Here is a 15,601-nt window from a genome sequence, read left to right as displayed (position 1 = left end):
TGCAGCAATATACGATGACGAATCAATTCCATTGGATGCTTATGCAGGATCACAACAAACAGGCCATGGCTGGCCTGACCCTGGCCGCTCTGGGCGTGGTATACGGCGATATCGGCACCAGTCCGCTGTATACCCTGCGCGAGTGCTTCACCGGCCAGGGCATCCCCACCACCCCGGAAAACATCTTCGGCATCTTGTCGCTGATTTTCTGGTCGCTGATTTTCGTGGTTTCCATCAAATACGTCGCCTTCGTGCTGCGCGCCGACAACCGCGGCGAAGGCGGCATCATGGCGCTGATGGCGCTGGCCCGCCATTACACCACCCATGCCGCGCGCTGGAAGATCGTGCTGCTTGGGCTGTTTGGCGCGGCGCTGTTCTACGGCGACGCCATCATCACCCCGGCGGTGTCGGTCTTGTCCGCCGCCGAGGGCATGGAGCTGATTTCGCCGGCGATGGAAAGCTATGTGCTGCCGATGGCCATCGGCGTGCTGACCGGCCTGTTCCTGCTGCAGCGCTTCGGCACCGCCAGCGTCGGCCTGCTGTTCGGCCCCATCATGCTGATCTGGTTTTCCGTGCTGGGCCTGCTTGGCCTGCACCAGATCGTGCAAGCGCCGCAGGTGCTGCAGGCGCTCAACCCCTACCACGCGCTGCACTTCATCGGCCACAACGGCTGGGGCTCCTTCCTGACCCTGGGCTCGGTGGTGCTGGCGCTGACCGGCGCCGAGGCCTTGTACGCCGACATGGGCCATTTCGGCAGCTCGCCCATCCGCCGCGCCTGGTTCAGCCTGGTGCTGCCCGGCCTGGCGCTGAATTATTTCGGCCAGGGCGCGCTGCTGATGCAGAACCCGGCGGCGATCAAGAATCCCTTCTTCCTGCTGGCGCCGGACTGGGCGCTGCTGCCGCTGATCGTGATGGCGACGCTGGCCACGGTGATCGCGTCGCAGGCGGTGATTTCCGGCGCTTACTCGCTGACCCGCCAGGCCATCCAGCTGGGTTACTGCCCGCGGCTGGAAGTGCAGCACACCTCGGAAAAAGAGATCGGACAGATTTACATGCCCTTCATCAACTGGGCGCTGCTGATCGCGGTGATGGTGGTGGTGCTGACCTTCAAGACCTCGTCCAGCCTGGCCGCCGCCTACGGCATCGCCGTCACCGGCACCATGCTGATCACCACCTGCCTGTTCTTCGTGGTGGCCCGGGTCAACTGGCGCTGGCCGCTGCCGCTGGCGCTGGGCATCACCCTGCTGTTCGCCACCATAGATCTGGGCTTCTTCAGCGCCAACATCCACAAAGTGGCCGATGGCGGCTGGCTGCCGCTGGTGCTGGGCATGGCCATCTTCACGCTGATGAGCACCTGGAAACAGGGCCGCGAGCTGCTGTTCACGCGGCTGCGCGACCAGGCGCTGCCGCTGGACAGCTTCATCGAAAACCTGGAAGCCTACCCGCCGACGCGGGTGCAGGGCACCGCGGTGTTCCTGACCAGCACCCTGCACGGCGTGCCGCACGCGCTGCTGCACAACCTCAAGCACAACAAGGTGCTGCACGAGCGGGTGGTGTTGATGACGGTGCGCACCGAGGATGTGCCCTATGTGGCGGAGGAGGAGCGGCTGGAGATCGTGCAGATGTCGGCCTCGTTCTGGCGCGTGGTGGCCCGCTACGGCTTCAAGGAAGACCCGAACGTGCTGCAGGTGCTGGAGGACTGCACCGCCCAGGGCCTGGCCTTCGAACTGATGGACACGTCCTTCTTCCTGTCGCGCGAGACCATCGTGTCCACCGAGCGTCCAGGCATGTCGCGACTGCGCGAGAAGCTGTTCGTGTGGATGAGCAAGAACGCGATGCGCGCCACCGACTTCTTCCAGGTGCCGACCAACCGAGTGGTGGAGCTGGGCGCGCAAGTCGAGCTGTAGCGCCTCCCGCCCCGCTCACAAGCCGGACCGGCCTTGCCCGTCCGGTTTTTTCGTGGCCGACTCTAGCGCCGCAGACCGCTGTCCGCCTCCGCCCGCGCCCAATCGAAGAACGGGCCGGGATCGGTCTTGCGACCCGGCGCGATGTGCTCATGGCCGATGATGGCGCCAAGCGGCAGCTTGCGCCGCAATGCCAGCGTCAGCGCTTGCAGCGTGCGGTATTGCGCCTCGCTGAACGGTTCGAAATCGCAGCCTTCCAGTTCCACGCCTATGGAAAAATCATTGCAGCGCTCACGCCCCCGCCAGCTGGACACGCCGGCATGCCAGGCGCGCCGCGTCACCGGCACGAACTGTTGCAGCTCGCCGGAGCGACGAATGAAGAAATGGGACGACACCCGCAGCTGCTGGATCTCGGCATAGAACGGATGCTCGTCCGGATTCAGCCGGTTCTGGAACAGCTGCTCCACGCCCAGCCCGCCGTAGCGATACGGCGGCAGGCTGATGTTATGGACCACCAGCAACTCCGGCGCCATGCCCTCGCCGCGTTCATCGTGATTGGGCGAGGGCAGCCTGCCCGCGCCGTCGACCCAGCCATCGTCCAATAGCTGGAACTCCGGCGGCTGCGGCGGCTGATAATTCAAGCGCCACAGCATCAGCCCATCCGGCGTGGACCAGCGCTGCTCGGCGACGAAGCCGGCCTTGCGGTACAAGGACAACGCGGCGATATTGACCTCGGCGGTGTCCACGCTGACCTCGCGCTCACCCACCAGCGCCCGGTTCAGCAGACGATAGCCCCAGCCGGCGCGCAAGTGTTGCGGATCCACCACCACTCTTTCAATGTGCAAGCCATCGTCGTCGCGGCGCGAGGCCACCAGCAGGCCGCGCAGCGCCTCGCCCTCGAACGCGCCCCAGACCCTGTCGGCGCAGGCCCGCGCCGCGGCCAGATCCGCCCATAGCAAGGGCAGCTGCGGATAGGACAGCCATTCCGCTTCCAGCTGGTGGGCCGCCAATTGCAACTCCAAGGCGCGCGCGGCCAACGCCGCCTCGCGTAGATCCAGGCATTTCACTTCAAACGGGGCTTGCATCCAACCTCCTGTGGCACTGCGCTTGCGCACGCAACATTTTAGTCATCGGAACAGTCCAATATCTCACTTGTTTTCTGCCGGCCAACGCAGTATCAAGAACAACCGGGGAGCGGCAAGGCCGCCCCGGCATTCTAGCGCCGCCACGCGCCGGCTTGAGCCGGATCATGGCCGCAGCCCGCTCCATGCCGCAGAATGCAGCCCGTCACCCACTACAGGAGAACGCCAATGCTGACCCTGGACACCTTGAGCAGCGCCGCCGCGCCCAGCTTCGAACAGCCGCTGGAAATGCTGCTGGCCTGCCATGACAAGATTCGCCGCTTCTGCGATCAGCTGGACCAGCTGCCATCCTATATCGAGCAACACGGCGTCAACGAGGCCGCCCGCAATACGATAGACGGCGTGGTCCGCTATTTCGACCTGGCCGGCCCCGCCCATCATACCGACGAGGAGGACGAGCTGTTCCCGCTGATTTTGCAGCGGGTGCCCACCGCCGCCTCGCGGCTGGAGCAGCTGAGCGCCGAACACGGTTATCTGCATTCCTGCTGGAACGCGATCCGCGACGATCTGCTGGCGCTGCGCGACGGCAAGATCAACAGCATCAGCCGCAATGAGCTGGAAGAGTTCGCGCGCCAGTACCGCGAACACGCCGCCGCCGAGGAAAGCTGGCTGTTTCCCACCGCCGCCTCCGCCATCAGCGCCGAGGAAATGAGCGCCGCCGGGCAGCGCATGGCGGCGCGCCGGATGCAGCAGGCCGCCTGAACAACGGTCGCTCCCGGCCGCACGCGCAAAAAAGGCTGACCAGCGCGGTCAGCCTTTTTATCTTGCCGCGCTCAGCGCCTGTTTACATTCTCAGGCGGTCAGCTTCAGCAACTGCTCGAACGCATCCTCGAACAGCTTCAAGCCATCCCGCTGCAGCTTTTCGCCGGCGGCGGCCAGATCCACGCCGGCCGCGCCCACCGCGTGCAGCAGGGTCTGCGCGTCGTCCATGTCTTGCGGCAGCGTCAGCGCGGCCTGGCCGTGGTCGCGGAAGGCGGCCAGCGTGCCGTCCGGCACGGTGTTGACGGTTTCGTCGCCAATCAGGCTTTCCACGTAGAGCACGTCGGAGTAAGCGGCGTTCTTGGTGCCGGTGGACGCCCACAGCAGGTATTGCGGACGCGCGCCGGCGGCTTTCAAGGCGGCGAACTCGGCGCCATGGAAACGCTCGCGGTAGCGGGCGTAAGCGGCCTTGGACAGCGCGATGGCCACCTTGCCCTGATGAGCGGCGCCCACTTGCGGGTCCAGCAGGCTGTCGACGCGGGACAGGAAGAAGCTGGCCACCGCCTTGATTCCGGACACATCCTTGCCGTCGGCGAGACGGGCGGACAGGCCGGCGATGTAGGCGTCCCACACCGCTTCCACTTGCGGCAGCGAGAACAGCAGGGTGATGTTGACGTTGACGCCTTCGCGGGTCAGCGCCTGAAACGCGCGGATGCCGGCGGCGGTGGCCGGAATCTTGATCATGGCGTTGGGGCGGGCGATTTCCGCCCACAGGCGGCGCGCAGCGGCCAGGGTGCCGGCCTCGTCGTTGGACAGCTCCGGCGACACTTCCAGGCTGACATAGCCGTCATTGCCCTGGCTGGCGTCGTACTGGCCGCGCAACAGATCGCAGGCGGCCTGGATGTCCGGCACCACCAGCGCCTCGTAGCGCGCCTCGGCCGACAGGCCGGCGTCCGCCTTCAGACGGGCCAGATCTGTCTGGTAGCTGGCGTCGCCGCTGATCGCCTTGTAGAAGATCGCCGGATTGGAAGTCACGCCGGCGATGCCGTCGTCGGCCAGCAGGCGCGCCAGTTCGCCGGAGGCGATCAGTTCGCGGGACAGATTGTCCAGCCAGATGCGCTGGCCGAACGGGCGGATGGATTGCAGTCGATTCATGGTGGAACGATCCAGGATAAAGTCAGGGCGGGCCCGGCGTCGCCGAGCCGGCCGGTGGTGGCCGCGCCATAGAGCCTGTTCAGAGTCTCGCGCACAAGGGCGAGACAAGACGAAAACAGCCGAGGAAGCGGAATGCACATACGGTACATGAGCATTTCGAAGCGGGTTTCTAACGCCGTATCGCCGAAGCGCAGCAGACTTTGAACAGGTTCTAAAATCGGCGGGCTAAAACGGACATCCTAACCCGCTTGGAGCGGCGCGCCAAGAGCGCCGACCCAAGCTTGCAAGAATACGCCGCATGCGGCCCCGCGGCGCGGCGCTCAGGCCGCTTGCGAGCCGCTGCGGCGGTCGCGCGGGAACACCGCGGAAAACACGCTGCCCTTGTCCGGCTCGCTGCGGATCTCCAGCCGCGCATGGTGGCGCGCCAGCACATGCTTGACGATGGCGAGGCCCAGGCCAGTGCCGCCGCTGCCGCGCGAACGGCCGCGGTCCACCCGGTAGAAACGCTCGGTCAGCCGCGGGATATGCTCGCGCGGGATGCCGATGCCGGTGTCGCTGACAGAGAAGCGCAACTGCTCGCCCTCCTCCTTCCAACTCAACGTGATGCAGCCGCCCTCCGGCGTGTAGCGCACCGCGTTGGACACCAGGTTGCCGAAGGCCGAATGCAGCTCCTGCTGACTGCCCCACAACCAGGCGTCGCTGTGCCGGTCCAGCTTGACCTGATGACGACCGTGGGACAGGCCCTCGGCCTCCACCATCAGCGTATCCAGCATGTCCTGCATGTCCACCCGCTCCGACACCGTCGCCTTGGGGCTGTTCTCCAGCTTGGACAGGGTCAGCAGGTCCTCGACCAGGCTTTGCATGCGCCGCGACTGCTCCAGCATCATCGGCAGGAACTGGCGGAAGGTGGTGTCGTCCACCTGCGGCATGTCCCCCAGCGTCTCCAGAAAGCCGCCCACCACCGTCAGCGGCGTGCGCAATTCATGCGAGACATTGGCGACGAAATCCTTGTGCACGGTCTGCACCCGTTCCAGCTGAGTGATGTCGCGGGTCAGCAGCAGCTTGCGGGTGGAATCGAAGGGCACCATCTGCAAGGAGATCACCAGTTCGCGCGGCTGCACGAAGTTGAGCACCAGCGGCTGGCTGAAGCGCGCTTCGCTCATATAGGCGTGAAAGGCCGGCTGGCGGATCAGATTGAGAACCTGGTTGCCCACGTCGCGTTTGCGGTCCAGGCCCAGATGCTCCACCGCCATCGGGTTGATCCACTCGATGCGGTCGTGCTCGTCCAGCACCACCACCCCGTCCGGCATCGCCTCGCCAGCGTTGATGAAACGTTCCAGCGCGTGGGTGAGTTTTCTCTGGCTCTGGCTCTGGGTGCGCGTGATGCGGTACAGCGTCATGAAGATGGTGTGCCAGACGCCGAAACCATCCGGCACCCGCTCCGGCGTCGGCCGTTGCAGCCAGCGCAGCAGCAGCGCCACATGGTAGAGATTGAAGGCCAGCCAACTGCCCAGGCAGATGGCCACCGCGATCAGTCCGTCTTCCGCCGATGAACCCAGCCAGAAGCCGAGGCCGATGACGGCGGTCGCCAGCAGCGAGGCCAGCGTGCGTTTCAGGAATTCAGGCATCAGGCCTCACTGCTGGGTGGAGAAGCGGTAGCCGGTGCCGCGCACGGTCTGGATCAGCGCATCGTGGCCGGTGCCCTCCAGCGCACTGCGCAGCCGGCGGATATGCACGTCCACGGTGCGTTCTTCCACGAACACATGGTCGCCCCATACCTGGTCCAGCAACTGGGAGCGCGAATGCACCCGCTCCGGATGGGTCATGAAGAAGTGCAGCAAGCGGAATTCGGTGGGGCCCAGATCGATGACGCCGCCGTTGCCGGTGACGCGATGGGTGACCGGGTCCAGCCGCAGGCCTTGCACGTCCACCGCGTCGTCGGTCATCTGCGGCGCGCGACGGCGCAGCACCGCCTTGATGCGCGCCAGCAGTTCGCGCGGCGAGAACGGCTTGGTGATGTAATCGTCGGCGCCGGTTTCCAGGCCGGTGATCTTGTCCTGCTCGTCCGAGCGCGCGGTCAGCATGATGATGGGCACGTGGCGGGTGCGCTCGTCGGCGCGCAGGCGCTTGGCGATGTCCACGCCGCTGGCGCCCGGCAGCATCCAGTCCAGCAGCACCAGATCCGGCAGCGCGTTGCGCACCAGCGTCAGCGCCGCTTCGGCGGTGCTGGCCCGCAGCACATGGTGGCCGGCCTGCGCCAGGTTGAAGGCAATCAGCTCCTGGATTGCCGGTTCGTCTTCAACAAGCAAGATATTGGCTGGCATGGTTGATCCATTCCCGTTTGAGTGTGTGGCAAGGATAAAAACGGGTGATTACAAAAATATGACATTTCGTCAAACTTTCCCACTTTGGCGCAGATTATTTTAACGCGCCAGCCGTAGACGTCGCCAAAGCCAAAAAAAACGGGCCTGTTGCTGTGAACAGGCCCGGAATGGTCGTCGTCAATACAGATTTGATCTGACTAGAGACCAGGGACAAAGAGATCACCAGGACAGTTTCAAATGAGAGCGTATTGGGACAGTTCTCATCCGCAACGGATCTGGACAGGCGGGCCGCGGGACAGTGCGGCCAACCCTGATACGGCCAGCATTTTACGTAGCAAACAGGCGTTTTGATCAGATGGTTGATTGGATTTTCAGCCATTCCACCTTTTTTTATAAGTTTGTTTCGTCATATTTCCTTATAATCGAAGCATGGATAAGTTTGATAGAAAAATCATCGCCGCACTGCACGAAAACGCCCGCATCAGCTTCGCGGAACTGGCCCGGCGCGTGAACCTGTCGCCGCCGGCGGTGGCGGACCGGGTGAGCAAACTGGAGCGCGGCGGAGTGATCACCGGCTACCGCGCCACCATCGATCCCAACAAGGTGGGCATGCCGATCTGCTGCATGATAGAGCTGACGGTCAAGCATCTGGAGTACTTCGCGGTGATAGAGGAAATCCGCACCATGCCGGAGATCATCGAATGCATGTCGGTGACCGGCACCAGCGGGCTGATGATGAAGGTGGTGGTGGACAATATGCCCACGCTGCAGGCATTGATCGCGCGCCTGATGCAGTTCGGCGACACCAAGACCTCGATCGTGATCGAGGTTCCGGTGCCGCCACGCCTACCCGATCTGCAGCAAGACGACTGAAAACGCTTGTGGTCAAATGGCGACAAGCCGCATCAATGTTCCTCCGCTCCCAAATATCTGATTTTTAATCATTCCTGTGCCGATAGGCCTCTGCAATGACGCTGGCAATTTCGCACAGCGAAACTTAACTTCGAAATAATCCCCTTCCGCCACCCCGGCGCATACAGTGGAAGCGCACTCTGGGCCGGTTGCCGATGGCTGGCCCGTCAGCGAAGGGGATGCGATGAAGCCCAGCTTTCCGGACTGGCCGCTGCTGGCGCCAGACATGGTGGAAGCCGACGATAAGCGGCAATTCGTCACCGCGCTGGCGCGCGGCCTGGAACTGCTGCGCTGCTTCACTCCGGACGGCAAGGCGCTGGGCAATCAGGAACTGGCGTGCCGCAGCGGTCTGCCCCGCCCCACGGTGTCGCGCCTGACGCATACGCTGACCCGGCTGGGTTATCTGCGCTACACGCCGGCCTCCGGCAAATACCATTTGGAAATCGGCGTGCTGGCCTTCGGCTATGCGATGCTGGGCAATCTGGCCATCTGCGACGCCGCGCATGCGCCGATGGCGGCGCTGGCGCGCCAGGCCCAGGCCGCGGTGGCGATAGGCGCCCGCGACCGCTTGGACATGGTGTATCTGCACGTGGCGCACAGCGAGGCCCACCTCACCATGCGCCGCCAGGTCGGCTCGCGCATTCCGCTGCACAGTTCAGCCATGGGCAAGGCTTGCCTGGCGGCCATGCCGGAAACCGAACGCGCCTTTCTGCTGGAACACCTCCGCCGCCGCCGCCCCGACGATTGGGCCGCCATCCGGCTGTCGCTGGAACAGGCATTCCGCGATTACGCCGAACGCGGTTTCTGCCTGTCTCTGGGCGAGTGGCAGCGCGGCGTCAACTCAGTCGGCGTCGCGATGCGCCATCCCAGCCACGGCCTGATCTCCTTCAACTGCGGCGGGCCCAGCTTCCAGCTCAAGCGCCGCCGGCTGGAGGAAGACATCGGACCGCGGCTGCTGGACATGGCGCGTAGGCTGGCCGCGATGGACTTCGACGACGACCATTAGCAAAAGGAGTCGATGATGATTCACGATCCCAACCCACAGTGCCCCCGGCCGGAAACCACGCGGCGCTTGCACAAACCGGCACCACGGGCGCGTCCGGCGCCGGTCTTAAACGGCGGGCTGTTGCTCGGCATCCTCATCTCCAGCGCCCTCGCCGCCGACTGCCGCGCCGCCGAGTTCCTGGTCGGCGTGCCGCTGTCGCTCAGCGGCGGCCTGGCTCGCGTCGGCAGCGAAATGGAACGCGGCATCGCCACCGCCGCCGCCGACTTCAACCAGTCCCAGTCGCGCCATCGCATCCGCTTGCTGGTGCAGGACGACGAGTCCGCGCCGGCCAAGGCGGTGGCCGCGGTCGAACAGCTGGCCAGCCAGGGCGTCGTCGCCATCGTCGGCGGCTACAGCTCCAATATCGTCGCTCCGGCCTCGGACAGCGCCAACAGGCTGGGCCTGGTCTACCTGACCAGCGGCGCGCTGAGCCAGGGCCTCAGCCGCCGCGGCCTGTCCAATTTTTTCCGCATCAACGACAACAACGGCTATGCGCGGGCGGTGTCCCGCTTCCTCGCCGAGGTCGGCGTCGCATCGGTGTCCATTCTTTATTCCAACCGCGATGCCAGCCAGGAGTTGGCTCAGCTGCTGCTGCGGCACAACCAGGCGCGCGGCATCCGACGCAACCTCATGCATGGCTTCGAACCCGGGGTGCAGGATTTCAAGCCCTTGCTCAACAAGGTGCGGCTGCGGGACAAGCCGGACATCATCGTGATGATCGCCTATGAAAACGACTATATCGGCATGCTGCGCGCCGCCCGCGTGCTCAAGCCGGAGGTCAAGGCCATGCTGGGGGTCTGGGGCCTGGCCACCTCGAAGATGGCCGCCGATTTCCCGGAACTGGTCAACAATGTGCTGGGAGCGGCCTTGCTGTCCTATCCACCCAGTTTCAAAACCGAGGCCGGCCGGCGCTTCTACGCCAGCTACCATGCGCGCTACCGGAACGCGCCGGACTACATGAGCGAGATGGCCTATGTGCAAGGCCAAGTTTTGTTCGAGGCCATCGCCCGCGCCGCCGACAAGGGCAGCCTGAAACGCCCCGGCGGACTAGCGGCGGAGCTGCGCAACACCCGGCGCGACACCTTGATCGGCCCGCTCAGCTTCGACGCCAATGGCGACAATCCCCACTTCACCCAATACATAGGCCAGCATCAGGACGGCGGCCGCGTGGTGCTGGTCTCGCCCGCCGCGCAGGCCACCGGCAAGCTGAATTACCCGGCGGTGCCGTGGCAGATCAAAGGCAAGGATCAATGACCGACTTTGTTTCCCCCGCCGCCCCCGAGCACGGCTTGCGCGAACTGCTGGGCTTCCACGTCGTCCGCTGGGAAGCCGGCCTTGCCATCGTCGAACTGGACATCGGCCCTCGGCATTTGAACCCGGCCGGCGTGGTGCACGGCGGCGTCTACGCCGCCTTGCTGGACGCGGCCTGCGGGCTGTGCGGCACCTGGCGGCCGCTGGGCGAGACGCCGCGCGCCTGCGTCACCTTATCGCTAACCACCAGCTTCACTCGCCAGGTCTGCGCCGGCCGCATCCACACGGTGGCCACCCTGCGCAGCCAGGGGCGGCGCATCTACCATGCCAGCGCGGAAGCGTTCGACGAGCAGCGACGGCTGCTGGCCTTTGGCGAAGCCTGCCTGCGCTACCGCGGCGCGCCGGAATGAAATCAGGCCATGGTTCCTTGGAACCATGGCCTGAACGATGCAACAGCCGGCGAGCTTACTTGGCGGCCTGCCAGGCCACCGCGGTATCGATCATGCGGTTGGAGAAGCCCCACTCATTGTCGTACCAGGCCAGCACTTTGACTTCACGGCCGCCGATCACGCGGGTCAGCGTCGCGTCGAAGGTGCTGGACGCCGGGTTGTGCAGGAAGTCGCAGGACACCAGCGGCAGGGTGTTGACGCCGAGCACGCCCTTCAACGAGCCGTTGGCGGCGGCGGTGATCAGCTGGTTCACTTCTTCCTTGCTGGTATCGCGGCCGGCGGTGAAGGTCAGATCCACCAGCGACACATTGCTGACCGGCACGCGCACGGCGAAACCGTCCAGCTTGCCTTTCAGCTGCGGCAGCACCAGGCCCACCGCGGCGGCGGCGCCGGTCTTGGTCGGGATCATGGACACGGCGGCGGAACGAGCGCGGCGCAGATCCTTGTGATCGGTGTCCAGCAGCACTTGGTCGTTGGTGTAGGCGTGCACCGTGGTCATCAGACCGCGTTCGATGCCTATGGTGTCGATCAGCGGCTGCACCATCGGGGCCAGACAGTTGGTGGTGCAGGACGCGTTGGAAACGATGGTCATCGCGCTGCTCAACTGCTGATGGTTGACGCCGTAAACCACGGTGGCGTCCACGCCCTCGCCGCCCGGGGCGGAGATCAGCACTTTCTTGGCGCCGGCCTGCAGATGCGCGCCGGCTTTTTCGCGGGAGGTGAACAAGCCGGTGCATTCCATCACCACGTCCACGTTCAATTCTTTCCACGGCAGCTCGGCCGGGTTGCGGATGGCCAGTAGCTTGATCTTCTTGCCATTGACCACCAGATGATCGCCGTCCAGCGCCACGGAAGCGGCGAACGGACCATGCACGCTGTCGTAACGGGTCAGGTGTTCATGCAGCTCCGGCGAGGCCAGATCGTTGATGGCGACGATCTCGATGTCCTGATCGGCATAGCGCTCTTGCCATGCACGCACAATCATGCGGCCGATGCGGCCGTAACCATTGATAGCAACTCGCAACGTCATGATGCATCCTCCAAGTTGAAATGGCGCAAGGTCATCTTCCCGTGCCCTGCGCCACCACTGTCCGCCTGATTCCGCTTGTAATCAACTCGCTACATAAGTAGTGGGCGAATTACCAACATCGACAGTGCGGAAATTCCGCCAGCGCTTGCCGTGCGTCAAATTCCGCCGTCCGCCGTCCGGTGTTCAACCCTGCAGCGCGGCCGCGTAATCGCCAGCGTCGCTATTCAATACTATATGCAATAGCGTGCCGGAGAAGGCGGTGACGCCGCTGGCGCCCAGCTGTTGCAAAGCCGCCTGATCCACCAAGGCCGCGTCGGCCACTTCCACCCGCAGCCGGCTGCCGGCCACGGCCTCCACCTTGCGCACATTGGCCGCGCCGCCCAGCGCCGCCAGCCAGCGTTCGCGGTCGATGCCGACCACTTCGCCCAAGGCCTGAACCGGCGCCGTGGCGGACGGCGCGGCAGCCGCTTCGGGATTGCCCAGCGCGACGCGGATCTCGTCGGCGATCAGGTCCGCCTCCGGTCCCAGCACCACTTGCACGCTGCCGGCGGCCGGCTTGATCAGGCCGCGCGAGCCCAGCGCCTTCAGCGCGGCTTCGTCCACCTTGTCATTACTGGCCACTTGCAGGCGCAAGCGGGTGGTGCAGGCATCAACGGATTTCAGATTGGCGCCGCCGCCCAGCGCGGCGATGAAGGCGCGCGCGCGGCCGCTGCCGGCGGAGACAGCCGCCATGGCCACAACGACATCTTCACGGCCCGGGGTTTTGAGGTCGAACTTCTTGATGAAGAACACGAACAGCACGTAGTAGAGCGCGAAATAGCCTATGCCCACCGGGACCAGCAACAACGGATTGGTGGACAGGCCGAAGTTCAGCAGGTAATCGAACAGGCCGGCGGAGAAGCCGAAACCCAACTTGATGTTGAGCGCGTGCATCAAGGCCATGGCCAGGCCGGTCAGCACCGCGTGGATGGCGTACAGCGCCGGGGCCAGGAACATGAAGGCGAATTCCACCGGCTCGGTGACCCCGGTCAGCATCGCGGTCAGCGCCATCGAGAACAGCAGGCCGCCGACGGCTTGCTTGTTTTCCTGCTTGGCGGTGCGGTGCATCGCCAGGCAGGCGGCCGGCAGGCCGAACATCATCACCGGGAAGAAGCCGGACATGAACATGCCGGCCGTCTTGTCGCCGGCGAAGAAACGGGTCAGATCGCCGTGCACCACCTTGCCGGCGGCACTGGCGAAGTCGCCCACCTGGAACCAGACTATGGTGTTGAGGATGTGATGCAGGCCGGTGACGATGAGCACGCGGTTGAGCACGCCATAGGCGAACACGCCGATCTCGCCGGCGCCGATCAGCCAGCGGCCCACGCTATCGATGCCGATCTGCACCGGCATCCACACATAGCCGAGCACCGCGCCCAGCAGCAGCATGGAAAAACCGGTGACGATGGGCACGAAGCGCTTGCCGCCGAAGAAGGCCAGATAGCTGGGCAGCTTGATGTCCTTGTAGCGGTTGTACAAGGCGCCGGCCACCAGGCCGGACAGGATGCCGGACAGCACCCCCATATTGAGTTTTTCGTCTATCACCTTCAGCACCGCGGTGATCACCAGGTAGCCGATGGCGCCGGCCAGGCCGGAGGTGCCGTTATTGTCCTTGGCGAAGCCCACCGCCACGCCGATGGCGAAAATCAGCGCCAGGTTGCCGAAAATGGCGTCACCCGCCTGGGCCATCATCTTGATGTTGAGCAGATCGGGCTGGCCCAGGCGCAGCAGCAGGCCCGCCACCGGCAGAACGGCGATAGGCAGCATCAGCGCGCGGCCCAGCTGCTGGATGCCGGCGAATTTATTGTCAGAGGTACTCACGTCTCATCTCCCAATGTTTGGTCGCCATGGAGGCATGGCGTCCCAGCCTTCTTGTGTGTGTTGCGCTAAGTGTCTCGCTGCCGCGTTGTCCCCGCGGCATGCGCGTCAAACCTCGAACTTCAATCCAGCGGCCACCATTCGACGGCGCGCGCGCGCACCGCGGCGGCGGCGTCCAGCGCCAGCAGCGCTTCTGCGCGCTGGCGACAGCCTTGCTGTTCCAGCGTTCTCACCCTGGCCTTGATCTCCGGCACCAGGCCGGGGCTGACCGACAGCTCGGCGACGCCGAGGCCGACCAGCACCGGCGTCGCCAGCGGATCCGAAGCCAGCGCGCCGCACACGCCCACCCATTTGCCGTGCCGGCTGGCGCCGGCCACGGTCTGAGCGATCAGGCGCAGCAGCGCCGGATGCAGCGCGTCCAGACTGGCGGCCAGCGAGGCGTTGCAGCGGTCCATCGCCAGCGTGTATTGGGTCAGATCATTGGTGCCTATGGACAGGAAATCGGCCTCGGCGGCCAGTTGGTCGGCCAGCAGCGCGGCGGAGGGCACTTCCACCATCACGCCCAACTGCGGCCGCTCGCTCAGCCCCATTTCCTCGGCCAGTTCGTCGATGCGCCGACGCAGGCGTCGCAGTTCGCCGACCTCGGCGATCATCGGCACCAGGATGCGCAGCCGCGACAAGGGCTGCAGCATCAGCAGCGCGCGCAGCTGTTCGTCCAGCATTTCCGGGTGGGCGAAGCCGGTGCGGATGCCGCGCAGGCCCAAGGCCGGGTTGGGTTCCGGCGGCAGGGTCAGATAGGGCACTTCCTTATCGCCGCCCACGTCCAGCGTGCGGATGATGGCGGCGCGGCCCTGCAATTCGTCCAGCACCGCCTGATAGGCATTGGCCTGTTCATAGCGATCCGGCGCGTGCTGGCGGTCGATGAACAGGAATTCAGTGCGCAGCAGGCCGACGCTGTCGGCGCCGTGGAGCACCGCGTCGCGCGCGTCCTGCTCATTGGCGATATTGGCGGCCACTTCGATGCGCACGCCATCCAGCGTCACCGCCGCGCCATCGGCGTCGGCGCGCATCGCCGCGCGGCGCTGTTCCAGCGCGCTCATCTGCTGCCGCGCGGTGGCCAAGGCGTCGGCGTCCGGCTCCGGCTGACACCAGCCCTGGCCGGCGTCCAGCAGCAATTGGCTGCCGGCTTCCAGCCGCAGCACCTGCGGTCCGCACGCCACCAGCGCCGGAATGCCGAGCGCGCGCGCCAGGATGGCCACGTGGCCGCTGGCGCCGCCGGCGGCGGACAGAATGCCGGCCACCCGCTCGCGCGGCAGCCGGGTCAACTCTGAAGGAGCCAGGTCCTCGGCCACCAGGATGGAGGCCGGATACAGTTCGGGCGCGCCTTGCGCGTCGCCGAGCAGCGCCTGCAGCACCTGACGTTCGATGTCCTTGAGATCGGTTGCCCGTTCCGCCAGCAAGGGGCTGCCCAGGCCGGACAGCACGCGACATTGCGTGCGCACCGCCTGGCGGAAAGCGTGGCCGGCGCCGTGGCCGGCGGCGATGTCCCGCTCGGCGGCGGCTTGCAGCTCAGGATCTTCCACCAGCGCCAGATGCGCGGAGAAAATATCGCTCTGCGAGGTCTGGCCGCGACGCAGCGCGTCGTCGATGGCGGTGGCAATGCCGGAGCTGACTTGAGCCAGCGCCCGGCGCAGCTGTTCGCGTTCCTCGTCGGCGTTGACCGCGAACTCCGGCAGCGCCGGCTCGAAAGCGTCCAGGCGCACCACCTGGCCGATGGCCAGGCCCGGCGCGGCGCACACGCCGCCTATCCAGCCGGCCGGCAGGTCGCGCGCC

At 65.4% G+C, this 15,601-nt stretch carries 13 protein-coding genes and 1 pseudogene; 6 read left to right on the top strand and 8 right to left on the bottom strand.

What is annotated here, in order from left to right; genetic code table 11:
• Positions 1 to 41: 41 nt before the first annotated feature.
• Entirely contained in the window at positions 42 to 1,907 is a 1,866-nt protein-coding gene (kup, locus tag LQT98_RS10410; protein ID WP_231462270.1) for a low affinity potassium transporter Kup, read from the top strand.
• Positions 1,908 to 1,969: 62 nt separating this feature from the next.
• On the opposite strand, the gene ampD is transcribed toward kup, so the two are convergent.
• Both ampD and LQT98_RS10400 read right to left on the bottom strand, forming a co-directional pair.
• Positions 1,970 to 2,557 (bottom strand): 1,6-anhydro-N-acetylmuramyl-L-alanine amidase AmpD, encoded by a 588-nt coding sequence (ampD, locus tag LQT98_RS10405; protein ID WP_231462313.1) that lies wholly within the window; start codon positions 2,555 to 2,557, stop codon positions 1,970 to 1,972.
• Positions 2,558 to 2,572: 15 nt separating this feature from the next.
• Positions 2,573 to 2,989: pseudogene (locus tag LQT98_RS10400) on the bottom strand (GNAT family N-acetyltransferase); the annotation flags it as partial.
• A gap of 225 nt (positions 2,990 to 3,214) precedes the next feature.
• Here LQT98_RS10400 and LQT98_RS10395 point away from each other — a divergent pair.
• Entirely contained in the window at positions 3,215 to 3,748 is a 534-nt protein-coding gene (locus LQT98_RS10395) for a hemerythrin domain-containing protein (protein WP_231462269.1), read from the top strand.
• 90 nt (positions 3,749 to 3,838) lie between these two features.
• Here LQT98_RS10395 and tal read toward each other — a convergent pair whose 3' ends face one another.
• From tal to phoB, 3 genes are all read right to left on the bottom strand, one after another.
• Complete coding sequence (tal, locus tag LQT98_RS10390; RefSeq protein ID WP_231462268.1) at positions 3,839 to 4,900, bottom strand: transaldolase; 1,062 nt, start codon at positions 4,898 to 4,900, stop codon at positions 3,839 to 3,841.
• A gap of 320 nt (positions 4,901 to 5,220) precedes the next feature.
• Complete coding sequence (gene phoR, locus LQT98_RS10385) at positions 5,221 to 6,528, bottom strand: phosphate regulon sensor histidine kinase PhoR (protein WP_048407981.1); 1,308 nt, start codon at positions 6,526 to 6,528, stop codon at positions 5,221 to 5,223.
• A gap of 6 nt (positions 6,529 to 6,534) precedes the next feature.
• Positions 6,535 to 7,224: a phosphate regulon transcriptional regulator PhoB gene (gene phoB / locus LQT98_RS10380; RefSeq protein WP_019101332.1), complete on the bottom strand. Its 690-nt coding sequence runs from the start codon at positions 7,222 to 7,224 to the stop codon at positions 6,535 to 6,537.
• 429 nt (positions 7,225 to 7,653) lie between these two features.
• Here phoB and LQT98_RS10375 point away from each other — a divergent pair, with 429 nt between their 5' ends.
• The 4 genes from LQT98_RS10375 to LQT98_RS10360 all read left to right on the top strand — a co-directional run bounded on the left by LQT98_RS10375 (position 7,654) and on the right by LQT98_RS10360 (position 10,842).
• Positions 7,654 to 8,097, top strand: a complete 444-nt coding sequence (locus LQT98_RS10375) for an Lrp/AsnC family transcriptional regulator (protein WP_048407980.1) — start codon at positions 7,654 to 7,656, stop codon at positions 8,095 to 8,097.
• Between the two features lie 223 nt (positions 8,098 to 8,320).
• Positions 8,321 to 9,142, top strand: coding sequence for an IclR family transcriptional regulator (locus LQT98_RS10370; protein WP_231462266.1), 822 nt, complete (start codon positions 8,321 to 8,323; stop codon positions 9,140 to 9,142).
• A 120-nt stretch (positions 9,143 to 9,262) separates the two neighbouring features.
• Positions 9,263 to 10,435 carry an ABC transporter substrate-binding protein gene (locus LQT98_RS10365; protein WP_231462264.1) on the top strand — a complete coding sequence of 391 codons (1,173 nt, stop codon included), beginning with the start codon at positions 9,263 to 9,265 and terminating at the stop codon, positions 10,433 to 10,435.
• Positions 10,432 to 10,842 (top strand): PaaI family thioesterase, encoded by a 411-nt coding sequence (locus tag LQT98_RS10360; protein ID WP_048407978.1) that lies wholly within the window; start codon positions 10,432 to 10,434, stop codon positions 10,840 to 10,842. The genes LQT98_RS10365 and LQT98_RS10360 overlap by 4 nt, the downstream gene beginning before the upstream one ends.
• A 55-nt stretch (positions 10,843 to 10,897) precedes the next feature.
• Here the strand turns inward: LQT98_RS10360 and gap are convergent, their stop codons facing one another.
• The 3 genes from gap to ptsP form a co-directional block, all read right to left on the bottom strand.
• A complete protein-coding gene (gene gap, locus LQT98_RS10355) occupies positions 10,898 to 11,911 on the bottom strand; it encodes a type I glyceraldehyde-3-phosphate dehydrogenase (protein ID WP_231462263.1) in 1,014 nt (337 codons plus the stop codon).
• 183 nt (positions 11,912 to 12,094) lie between these two features.
• Entirely contained in the window at positions 12,095 to 13,771 is a 1,677-nt protein-coding gene (gene nagE / locus LQT98_RS10350; RefSeq protein ID WP_231462262.1) for an N-acetylglucosamine-specific PTS transporter subunit IIBC, read from the bottom strand.
• 119 nt (positions 13,772 to 13,890) lie between these two features.
• Positions 13,891 to 15,601, bottom strand: a 1,711-nt coding sequence (ptsP, locus tag LQT98_RS10345; protein WP_231462261.1) for a phosphoenolpyruvate--protein phosphotransferase, incomplete at its 5' end; no start/stop codon positions are given.

Source organism: Chromobacterium aquaticum (assembly GCF_021129195.1).
Lineage (GTDB): Bacteria > Pseudomonadota > Gammaproteobacteria > Burkholderiales > Chromobacteriaceae > Chromobacterium > Chromobacterium aquaticum.
The sequence above is the reverse complement of the archived record's forward strand: the minus strand, read 5'-3'. Positions and strand labels throughout refer to the sequence as shown.

What these genes read in the sequence shown, in the direction of transcription:
- kup (WP_231462270.1), top strand. Translation starts at nt 42, where the DNA reads ATGCAGGATCACAACAAACAGGCCATGGCTGGCCTGACCCTGGCCGCT.
- ampD (WP_231462313.1), bottom strand. Translation starts at nt 2,557, where the DNA reads ATGCTGTGGCGCTTGAATTATCAGCCGCCGCAGCCGCCGGAGTTCCAG.
- LQT98_RS10395 (WP_231462269.1), top strand. Translation starts at nt 3,215, where the DNA reads ATGCTGACCCTGGACACCTTGAGCAGCGCCGCCGCGCCCAGCTTCGAA.
- tal (WP_231462268.1), bottom strand. Translation starts at nt 4,900, where the DNA reads ATGAATCGACTGCAATCCATCCGCCCGTTCGGCCAGCGCATCTGGCTG.
- phoR (WP_048407981.1), bottom strand. Translation starts at nt 6,528, where the DNA reads ATGCCTGAATTCCTGAAACGCACGCTGGCCTCGCTGCTGGCGACCGCC.
- phoB (WP_019101332.1), bottom strand. Translation starts at nt 7,224, where the DNA reads ATGCCAGCCAATATCTTGCTTGTTGAAGACGAACCGGCAATCCAGGAG.
- LQT98_RS10375 (WP_048407980.1), top strand. Translation starts at nt 7,654, where the DNA reads ATGGATAAGTTTGATAGAAAAATCATCGCCGCACTGCACGAAAACGCC.
- LQT98_RS10370 (WP_231462266.1), top strand. Translation starts at nt 8,321, where the DNA reads ATGAAGCCCAGCTTTCCGGACTGGCCGCTGCTGGCGCCAGACATGGTG.
- LQT98_RS10360 (WP_048407978.1), top strand. Translation starts at nt 10,432, where the DNA reads ATGACCGACTTTGTTTCCCCCGCCGCCCCCGAGCACGGCTTGCGCGAA.
- gap (WP_231462263.1), bottom strand. Translation starts at nt 11,911, where the DNA reads ATGACGTTGCGAGTTGCTATCAATGGTTACGGCCGCATCGGCCGCATG.